At 66.7% G+C, this 9,361-nt stretch carries 8 protein-coding genes and 1 tRNA gene; 7 read left to right on the forward strand and 2 right to left on the reverse strand.

The genetic code is table 11. The features are described from left to right. Positions 1 to 2: 2 nt before the first annotated feature. A complete protein-coding gene (locus HZI36_RS24185) occupies positions 3 to 923 on the reverse strand; it encodes a DMT family transporter (RefSeq protein ID WP_281376648.1) in 921 nt (306 codons plus the stop codon). 374 nt (positions 924 to 1,297) lie between these two features. On the opposite strand from HZI36_RS24185, the gene acs reads away from it, so the two are divergent. The 4 genes from acs to HZI36_RS24205 all read left to right on the forward strand — a co-directional run bounded on the left by acs (position 1,298) and on the right by HZI36_RS24205 (position 5,868). Beyond that, positions 1,298 to 3,280, forward strand: a complete 1,983-nt coding sequence (acs, locus tag HZI36_RS24190) for an acetate--CoA ligase (protein ID WP_179405206.1) — start codon at positions 1,298 to 1,300, stop codon at positions 3,278 to 3,280. Positions 3,281 to 3,366: 86 nt separating this feature from the next. Beyond that, the gene (locus HZI36_RS24195) at positions 3,367 to 3,711 is read left to right on the forward strand and encodes a DUF4212 domain-containing protein (protein ID WP_179405207.1); all 345 of its coding nucleotides are present in this window, start codon (positions 3,367 to 3,369) and stop codon (positions 3,709 to 3,711) included. Beyond that, positions 3,705 to 5,720, forward strand: a complete 2,016-nt coding sequence (locus HZI36_RS24200) for a sodium:solute symporter family protein (protein ID WP_179405208.1) — start codon at positions 3,705 to 3,707, stop codon at positions 5,718 to 5,720. The genes HZI36_RS24195 and HZI36_RS24200 overlap by 7 nt, the downstream gene beginning before the upstream one ends. A 58-nt stretch (positions 5,721 to 5,778) precedes the next feature. Then, a tRNA-Ser gene (locus HZI36_RS24205) sits at positions 5,779 to 5,868 on the forward strand. A gap of 40 nt (positions 5,869 to 5,908) precedes the next feature. Here HZI36_RS24205 and HZI36_RS24210 read toward each other — a convergent pair. Beyond that, a complete protein-coding gene (locus HZI36_RS24210; RefSeq protein WP_179405209.1) occupies positions 5,909 to 6,100 on the reverse strand; it encodes a hypothetical protein in 192 nt (63 codons plus the stop codon). A gap of 201 nt (positions 6,101 to 6,301) precedes the next feature. Between HZI36_RS24210 and HZI36_RS24215 the strand changes: the two genes are divergently transcribed. The 3 genes from HZI36_RS24215 (at position 6,302) to HZI36_RS24225 (ending at position 9,359) form a co-directional block, all read left to right on the forward strand. Further along, positions 6,302 to 6,478, forward strand: a complete 177-nt coding sequence (locus HZI36_RS24215) for a PIN domain-containing protein (RefSeq protein ID WP_246327206.1) — start codon at positions 6,302 to 6,304, stop codon at positions 6,476 to 6,478. Positions 6,479 to 7,147: 669 nt separating this feature from the next. Continuing rightward, entirely contained in the window at positions 7,148 to 8,200 is a 1,053-nt protein-coding gene (locus HZI36_RS24220) for a sugar transferase (RefSeq protein ID WP_218884286.1), read from the forward strand. A 73-nt stretch (positions 8,201 to 8,273) separates the two neighbouring features. Then, positions 8,274 to 9,359, forward strand: coding sequence for a polysaccharide biosynthesis/export family protein (locus HZI36_RS24225; protein ID WP_343050533.1), 1,086 nt, complete (start codon positions 8,274 to 8,276; stop codon positions 9,357 to 9,359). Positions 9,360 to 9,361: the final 2 nt, after the last annotated feature.

Raw genomic sequence — 9,361 nt, forward strand, 5'->3', positions numbered from 1 at the left:
GCTTATCGCGATGCGGCCGGCTCGCTTTTCGCGTGCACGCTTGCGAGCACGATGCCCGTGACGACGCATGCGAGCGCGACGCCGTGCGCGAGCGTCGGGCGCTCGCCGAGGAACACGATCCCGTACGCCGCGGCGGCGATCGGCAGCACCGCGCTGAACACGCCGGCGAGGCTGCCCGGCACATGGCGGATCCCCTTCATCCACAGCACGAACGAGAAGATGCTCGCCGACAGCCCGTACCAGACGACGAGCGCCCAGACGCCCGCCGGCACGCTCGCGTAATCGAAGCGCCACAGCGCGCTCGCGCCGAGCGGCAGCATCAGCAGCAGGCCGAACAGATGCGTGTACGCGCAGATGTCGATCGGCGCGAGCGTCTGCGTGAGGCGGCGCGACAGGATCACGTAGATCGATTCGCAGCAGACCGCGCCGAGGATCATCAGGTTGCCGGCCAGCGAGCCCGGCGCGGCGGCGTGCGCCGCTGCGCCGCCGTTCGCGAGATTGATCGTGACGACGCCCGCGATGGCGAGCGCGATCGACAGCAGCGCACGGCCGTTCGGTTTTTCACCGAGGATCAGCCACGCGAACAGCGCGACGGTCGCCGGGATCGTGCTCGTGATCACGCCGGCCGCGACCGCGCTCGTGTGCTGCACGCCGTTCAGCATCAGCAGCGTGAACATGAACGTGCCGAAAAACGCCTGCAGGAACAGGTTCAGCCATTCGCCGCGCTTGACCGAGCGGAACTTGACCGGACTGAATAGCGGCCACAGCACCGCGATCGCGACGACGAAGCGCAGCGTCGCGAGGATCGCGACGGGCATGAAGGCGACGATCGATTTGCCGATGCCGACGTTGCTGCCGACGAGCAGCATCGACACGACGAGGTACAGAGCGTAACGATTAACGCGGGGAACGTAACGATTCAAGCTGGAATCCGTGAGGCGAGTTCAGTTACGATTGTAGGGTCGCGATCGTAACAGCGTAAAGGCAATGTAAAGCGGGCAATGTAAAGCGGGCAATGTAAAGCGGGCAACGTAAAGCGGACGGCATGAAGCGGCGAGCGCCGGCGTGCTACCGGCGCCGCTTCGTCGATCACGTAAGTGACGGGTAAGCTGCAACGCTTATCTTGATAGCTGTCGCGTCGCAGTTCACCGCCTCGTCCGGTGGTGCGACGCAGCATCGCGCGCCGCACCGCTGGGCGCGCGGGTGAAGGAGACACGGCGCGCGCGCGCCGCGAGGAGCCGGCAGCGCACGATCGCGCCGGCCATGCAGAGGATTCATGTTCACCAAGGGGTAGTCGATGTCAGCGATCGAATCGGTTCTTCACGAAAACCGCCAGTTTGCACCGCCCGCGGCGTTGCAGCAGGCCGCCAATGTTTCCGGAATGGATGCCTATCGTGCGCTCTTCGCCGAAGCGGAGCGCGATTTCGAAGGCTTCTGGGCGCGTCTTGCCCGCGAAAACCTCGAATGGCGCAAGCCATTCACCCAGGTCCTCGACGAATCGAACGCGCCGTTCGCGAAATGGTTCGACGACGGCGAGCTCAATGCGTCGTACAACTGCCTCGACCGTCACGTCGCCGCCGGCAACGGCGAGCGCGTCGCGGTCATCTTCGAGGCCGACGACGGCGCCGTCACCCGCGTCACCTACGCCGATCTGCTCGCCCGCGTGTCCCGCTTCGCGAACGCGCTGCAAAAGCGCGGCATCCGCCGTGGCGACCGCGTCGTCATCTACATGCCGATGTCGATCGAAGGCATCGTCGCGATGCAGGCCTGCGCGCGCATCGGCGCAACGCACTCCGTCGTGTTCGGCGGCTTCTCCGCGAAGTCGCTCAACGAACGTCTCGTCGACGTCGGCGCGTGCGCGCTCGTCACCGCCGACGAGCAGATGCGCGGCGGCAAGGCGCTGCCGCTGAAGAACATCGCCGACGAGGCGCTCGCGATGGGCGGCTGCGACGCGGTGAAGAGCGTGATCGTCTATCAGCGCACCGGCGGCAAGGTCAACTGGGATGCGGGCCGCGATCTGTGGATGCACGAGCTGACGGCCAACGAGCCCGTCACGCACGAGCCCGAGTGGGTCGGCGCCGAGCATCCGCTGTTCGTGCTGTACACGTCCGGCTCGACCGGCAAGCCGAAGGGCGTGCAGCACAGCACCGGCGGCTATCTGCTGTGGGCCGCGCAGACGATGAAGTGGACCTTCGACTGGAAGCCCACCGACGTGTTCTGGTGCACGGCCGACATCGGCTGGGTCACCGGCCATACGTACATCACGTACGGCCCGCTCGCGTGCGGCGCGACGCAGGTCGTGTTCGAGGGCGTGCCGACCTATCCCGATGCCGGCCGCTTCTGGAAGATGATCGCCGATCACAAGGTCACCGTGTTCTATACCGCGCCGACCGCGATCCGCTCGCTGATCAAGGCGGCCGAGGCCGACGAGAAGGTGCATCCGAAGAGCTACGACCTGTCGAGCCTGCGGATTCTCGGCACCGTCGGCGAGCCGATCAATCCGGAAGCGTGGATGTGGTATCACCGCAACGTTGGCGGCGAGCGTTGCCCGATCGTCGACACGTGGTGGCAGACCGAGACCGGCGGCCACATGCTCACGCCGCTGCCGGGCGCGACGCCGACCGTGCCGGGTTCGTGCACACTGCCGTTGCCGGGGATCATGGCGGCGGTCGTCGACGAGACCGGGCAGGACGTGCCGAACGGGCAGGGCGGGATTCTGGTCGTCAAGCGCCCGTGGCCGGCGATGATCCGCACGATCTGGGGCGACCCGGAGCGCTACAAGAAGAGCTATTTCCCCGAGGAGCTCGGCGGCACGCTGTATCTGGCCGGCGACGGCACGGTGCGCGACAAGGACACCGGCTACTTCACGATCATGGGCCGGATCGACGACGTGCTGAACGTGTCGGGCCACCGGATGGGCACGATGGAGATCGAATCGGCGCTGGTGTCGCACGAGCTGGTGGCGGAAGCGGCGGTGGTCGGGCGGCCGGACGACACGACGGGCGAGGCCGTGGTCGCGTTCGTCGTGCTGAAGCGTTCGCGCCCGGAAGGCGAGGAGGCCGCGAAGCTCGCGAAGGAGCTGCGCGACTGGGTCGGCAAGGAGATCGGGCCGATCGCGAAGCCGAAGGACATCCGCTTCGGCGACAACCTGCCGAAGACGCGCTCCGGGAAGATCATGCGCCGCCTGCTGCGCTCGCTCGCGAAGGGCGAGGCGATCACGCAGGATACGTCGACGCTCGAGAATCCCGCGATTCTCGACCAGTTGGCCGAAGTGCGCTGAGCGGCTGAACCGCTGAACGACGTCAGGTCCAGCCCCTGCGCGGCAATCCCGATTGCCCGCGCAGGGGCTTTTTGCTAAAGAGGGGCATGAACGCCTCGTCCCGAACGCCGCGCGCCGCACCGCCGCCCGTGCCGGCGCCCCTCGCCCGTGCGCACGCGCGCTACTGGCGCTTCAACGTCACGCTGATCGCGGTGCTGATGGCGATCGGCTTCGCGGTGTCGTTCGTCGTGCCGTGTTTCGCGCCCGCGCTCGCGGGCGTTCATTTCGCCGGCTTCAGCCTGCCGTTCTATGTCGGCGCGCAGGGCGCGATCCTCGTCTATCTCGTGCTGATCGCCGTCTATATCGCGCTGATGCAGCGCGCGGACCGCGCATTGCGCCGCGAGTACGACGACTACGCCGCGCACGCGGACGGCGGCGCCGACCGATGCTGACGCGACGCCTCGTGCGCGCGTACGCGCTCTACACGCTCGGCTTTCTCGCGTTCGTGCTGCTGCTGTGGCAGATCGAGCGCGCGACCGGGCCGGGCGTGTGGATCGGTTACGTGTTCCTGTTCGTGCCGATCGCGGTTTATGCGGTGATCGGGCTGCTGTCGCGCACGTCCGATCTCGTCGAATACTACGTCGCGGGCCGACGCGTGCCGTCCGCGTTCAACGGGATGGCCACGGCCGCGGACTGGCTGTCCGCCGCGTCGTTCATCGGGCTCGCGGGCTCGCTGTACGCGACCGGCTACGACGCGCTCGCGTACCTGATGGGCTGGACGGGCGGCTTCTGCCTCGTCGCGTTCCTGCTCGCGCCGTACGTGCGCAAGCTCGCGCGCTACACGATTCCGGACTTCCTCGGCACGCGCTTCTCGAGCACGACGGTGCGCGCGCTGGCCGCGGGCGCCGCGATTCTCTGCTCGTTCGTCTATCTGGTCGCGCAGATCCAGGGGATCGGGCTGATCGCGACGCGCTTCATCGGCGTCGATTTCGCGATCGGGATTTTCTGCGGGCTCGCGGGCATCCTCGTCTGCTCGTTTCTCGGCGGGATGCGCGCGGTCACGTGGACCCAGGTTGCGCAGTACATCATCCTGATCAGCGCGATCCTGATTCCGGTGTCGCTGATCGCGATCAAGGACGGGCTCGGGCCGGTGCCGCAGTTCGACTACGGAAAGCTGATGGCGCGCGTCGCCGCGCGCGAGGCGCGGGTGCGCGATGCGTCGGACGAGCAGCAGGTGCGCGACGCGTACCGCCGGCAGGCCGCGCGCATTCAGGGCAGGCTCGACCGGCTGCCGGCGTCGTATGCGCAGGAGCGGGGCCGGCTCGCGGACGAACTCGCGCAACTGCGGCGCCACAACGGGCCGCTGCGCGAGATCAACGAGCGCGAGCGCCTGCTCGCGGAATTTCCGCGCGATCCGGCGGCGGCGCGCGTCGTATGGTCGCAGGCGCGCGACGACCTGCTCGCGCGCGCGGCGCCGCCGGTGCCGATGCACGAGCCGTTTCCGGCGGAGAGCGACGACGCGCGGCGGCCGCACGCGCGGAATTTCCTCGCGCTGCTGCTGTGCCTGTCGCTCGGCACGGCGAGCCTGCCGCATATCCTGACGCGCTACAACACGACGACGTCGGTTGCGTCCGCGCGGCGCTCCGTCGGCTGGACGCTGCTGTTCATCGCGCTGTTCTATCTGAGCGTGCCGGTGCTCGCGGTGCTGATCAAGTACGAGATCCTCGCGCATCTGGTCGGGCGGCCGTTCGCGGAGATGCCGACGTGGATCACGCAGTGGCATCACTTCGAGCCGGATCTGATCAGCGTCGTCGACGAGATTCACGACGGGATCATCCACTGGTCGGAGATCCAGATGCAGCCGGACATGGTCGTGCTCGCGGCGCCGGAGATCGCGGGGCTGCCGTACGTGGTGTCGGGGCTTACCGCGGCGGGCGCGCTCGCGGCCGCGCTGTCGACGGCGGACGGGTTGCTGCTGACGATCGCGAACGCGCTGTCGCACGACGTCTATTACTGCATGGTTGCGCCGAACGCGTCGAGCCAGCGGCGCGTGACGATCTCGAAGGTGCTGCTGCTCGGGGTCGCGCTGTTCGCATCGTATGTCGCGTCGCTGAATACCGGGAAGATCCTGTTTCTGGTGGGCGCGGCGTTTTCGCTCGCGGCGTCGAGCTTCTTTCCGGTGCTCGTGCTCGGCGTGTTCTGGAAGCGCACGACGACACGCGGCGCGGTGGCGGGGATGGTGACGGGGCTTGGGGTGTGCGTGTACTACATCGTATCGACGTATCCGTTCTTCACGCAGCTGACCGGCTTCGCGGGGCCGACATGGTTCGGGATCGAGCCGATCAGCTCGGGCGTGTTCGGCGTGCCGGCGGGGTTCGCGGTTGCGATCGCGGTGAGCCTTTGCGACCGGAAGCCGGACGATTACACGCGCGCGCTCGTCGACTACATTCGCCATCCGTGATTTCCGGCGCGCGGGAGTGGCGGGGCGGCGGCAGAGTTTGCTATACTCTCGGACTTCCGGAGAGATGGATGAGTGGTTTAAGTCGCACGCCTGGAAAGCGTGTATAGGTGTAAGCCTATCGGGGGTTCGAATCCCCCTCTCTCCGCCAGTAACTTCCTGATTTTATTGAGGGTCGCTCGCAACGAGCGTCATTTGTTCTCCTCGATTCCCCCTGTTTTTCCCGGCTCGGCTGGAATGACGCTCCAATGACACTGTCGGTTCGTTGGTGCATTCTTGCCTGCTCCGTTGTGATTCGCGGCATCTGAAAACATCGCGACGGCGCGCATCGCGGCGTTCTGGTCCGCCTGGGGCATCCAGCGCCCATAGTTGCGCATGATCATTGTCGTGTCACGGTGTCCCATCATCTTCGCCACCCGCATCGGGTGCTCGCCGGCCGACCGCATCATCGACGCGAAGGGATGGCGGGTTGGGTAGGGCGCTGATCGCAGACCCGCGTGCGCTTGAGCGCGGTATCCCACGCGCGCCGGATGTGCGCGTCACCTTTCCAGCACTGGCAAGCGCAAGACGAGCACCAAGGCGGCATGAGCAATAAGGCAATCGTACTTGACGCGAATATCCTGATTCGTGTTGTTCTCGGCAAGCGCGTGCGCGAGTTGGTCATCGCGCATGCACACAAGGTCCAGTTTTTTGGGCCCGATGTCGCCTACGCGGATGCCAGAAAATATCTGCCAGCCCTGCTGGAAAGCGGCGGTCTCTAGAGTCAAGCGCAACGTTTTGCTAATTCAGAGGCAGTCCATTCGATGGCCTTCGCCTCTTTCGGCATTTTTCAGCAGTCGGCAACCTGCGGGGCGCCTTATCTCAAAGGGTTTCGGCAGAAGCGCAAAAAAATGAGAAAAAGTTGCGTATAAGCCGATTGGCTTAAAGGCGTGTCGTTCTGCATATCTTTTGCGTCCCTTTGAAAATCAATGGTTTATGCGATCGATATCAAGGGCGGCGTGACGCTCGAGCAACCGCTCGTAGCCTGAATCACCTTGTTGCAAGGGGTTTCGGACAGCCAGTCCGAAAAAAGAGCAAGCGATGTGCTTAGCGCTGTGACTTATAGGTGTTTTTATTTCGAGATTTGTTGGGCCGATGTTTTGTAGACAAATTTTCCTTGTGTTCAGCGGTTTTTGAATATTTTGATAAGGCTTTATGTGTCACGGGCTGCCAGTCTTGCGCCAGAAGCGGACATTTTGCGGCGTTGGTCGGAGCGTTTCGATTACCATGATTTAAAAGGCAGTTATTTTCTTATTCAGCACTGACCTGCGGCTCGACAAGATCGTGCGCCGCGCCGTCGTCGGGCGCGCCGACCGTGGCCGCGTCGCGCGGAGGGAGTCGTAAAGGCGCGGCCGCCCCTGTCATTCGTCATCGATTCCGGGAGTCCGAAATTGAGGATAGCTATTGAACTGGGATTTGTCAGGATCGTCGACATCGCGCTCGTCGTGTCGGGCGCGTTTCTGCCGATCCGGTTTGGCGCGGGCGGCGCGCAGGGCACCATCGCGGTCGACGGCATGCTGGTCGCGTTCGCCGCCACGTTCGCGATGTCGGTATTTCCCGCTTGCAAGCTCTACACGCTCGGCCGGATGCGCGTCGCGGCGCGCATCATCGGTCGGCCGGTGCTGGCCTGGGGCGTCGTGCAGGCGTGCTGCATCGCGCTGCTGTCTTTGCTGCATCGCGCGCATCTGCTGTCGACGTTGTGGTTCACGTACTGGACGCTGACGACGGGCGTCGCGCTCGTGCTGTTCCGCGCCTGTGCCTTCGCGGCGTTCGATGCGCTGGAGCGGGTCGGGCGGCGCATGCGCCTCGGTGTTGGCGACGCGCGTGCGCGCCGTCGTGCGAACCTCGGCAAGCGCGCGTTTGATGTGAGCGTGGCCGCGCTGCTGCTGGTTGCGCTGGCGCCGTTGTTCGCGTTCGTCGCGTTGGCGGTCAAGGCGGACGGCGGCCCGGCGCTGTACGGCCACGAGCGCGTGGGCCGCTATGGACGACGCTTTCGCTGCCTGAAATTCCGCACGATGGTGCCGGACGCCGACGCGGTGTTGAAAGCCGTGCTCGAACGGGATCCGGATGCGCGCGCAGAGTGGGCGCGCGAATTCAAACTCAAGCGCGACGTGCGCGTGACCGCGATCGGGCGCTTCCTGCGGCGCAGCAGCCTCGACGAACTGCCGCAACTGTTCAACGTGATGCGCGGCGACATGAGCCTGGTCGGCCCCCGGCCGATCGTTGCGTCGGAACTCCCGCGCTACGGCGCGGACGCGGTCTATTACCTCGCGTCGCGGCCCGGCATCACCGGGCTGTGGCAGGTGAGCGGCCGCAACGACGTCGGCTACGCGGCGCGCGTCGCGCTCGACGTGGCCTATGTCCGGACGCGCTCGATGCGGCGCGATCTGGTGATTCTGCTGAAAACCGTGAAGGTCGTGCTGCGTGGTTCGGGTGCTTACTAGGCGAGTGCGCGCGTTGGCGTTGGGGGGCGCATGGGCGGTGCTGGGTGCGTGTGCGTACGCCCCCGGGATGCGCATGCCCGCGCTGCCGGCCGCCGCGCAAACGCCGGACGGCCAAGACGTGGCAGAGGGCGCGGCCGAGGACGCGGCTGACGGCGCGGCCGAGGACGCCGGCGCGCCATCACCGCCGGTCGAGGAGATCGATGGCGCGCTGATCCGGCGCGAGCAGGCGCGCGGCGGTGCGCGCGCGCGCGACCATTCGGCTGACCTGCCGTCCGAGCCGGCAGGCTACGCGATTGGGGCCGGCGACGTGCTGCAGATCACGGTCTGGGACCATCCGGAGCTCGTCCAGGCGCTGGGCTTCTCGGGGTCCGCGCTGACGCGCCCGGCCGACGCGCCGCCGGGGTTCGTGGTCGACCAGGATGGCACGCTGCAGTTTCCGTTCGCCGGGCGGCTGCGCGCCGAGGGTTTGTCGCCGCAGCAGCTCCAGGCCGCGCTCGCGCGCCGGCTTGCGCACGTGTTCCGCGATCCGCAGGTCACGGTGCGAGTCGCGTCGTTCCGCGCGAAGCGCGTGCATGTCGAGGGCGAGATACGCGAGCCCGGGGCGCTGCCGGTCAACGATGTGCCGATGACGGTGCTCGATGCGATCGGACGCGTGGGCGGCTTCACCGCGTCGGCGGACCTGAGCCGCGTCGTGCTGGCCCGCGCGGGCCGCGAGTGGTGGCTCGACCTGTCGCCCGCGACGCGCGACGGGCAGGCGGCGCGGGTGCGGCTGGCGGACGGCGACCGGCTGCGCGTGATGTCGCGCGACGACAGCGGCGTGTTCGTGATGGGCGAGGTGAACAAGCCCGTCATCGCGGTGCCGAACCGCGACGGCCGGCTGACGCTGAGCGACGCGATCGCGCAGGCGGGCAGCCTCCATCCGGGGACCGCCGACGCCGCGAAGATCTACGTGATTCGCGGTGACCCCGCGGCGGGGCCGCGCGTCTACCGGCTCGACGCGACGTCGCCGGTGGCGATGATCCTCGCGAACCAGTTCACGCTCGCGCCGCGCGACGTCGTCTACGTCGACGGCGGTGGCCTCGTGCGACTGCATCGCGTGCTCAGCCTGTTGTTGCCCGCGATCAACAACGGCCTGACGGCCTGGATCGTCGGGGAATGAGC

Origin of the sequence: Burkholderia guangdongensis (assembly GCF_013403875.1) — a bacterium.
Lineage (GTDB): Bacteria > Pseudomonadota > Gammaproteobacteria > Burkholderiales > Burkholderiaceae > Burkholderia > Burkholderia guangdongensis.

What these genes read in the sequence shown, in the direction of transcription:
- acs (WP_179405206.1), top strand. Translation starts at nt 1,298, where the DNA reads ATGTCAGCGATCGAATCGGTTCTTCACGAAAACCGCCAGTTTGCACCG.
- HZI36_RS24195 (WP_179405207.1), top strand. Translation starts at nt 3,367, where the DNA reads ATGAACGCCTCGTCCCGAACGCCGCGCGCCGCACCGCCGCCCGTGCCG.
- HZI36_RS24200 (WP_179405208.1), top strand. Translation starts at nt 3,705, where the DNA reads ATGCTGACGCGACGCCTCGTGCGCGCGTACGCGCTCTACACGCTCGGC.
- HZI36_RS24210 (WP_179405209.1), bottom strand. Translation starts at nt 6,100, where the DNA reads ATGATCATGCGCAACTATGGGCGCTGGATGCCCCAGGCGGACCAGAAC.
- HZI36_RS24215 (WP_246327206.1), top strand. Translation starts at nt 6,302, where the DNA reads ATGAGCAATAAGGCAATCGTACTTGACGCGAATATCCTGATTCGTGTT.
- HZI36_RS24225 (WP_343050533.1), top strand. Translation starts at nt 8,274, where the DNA reads ATGCCCGCGCTGCCGGCCGCCGCGCAAACGCCGGACGGCCAAGACGTG.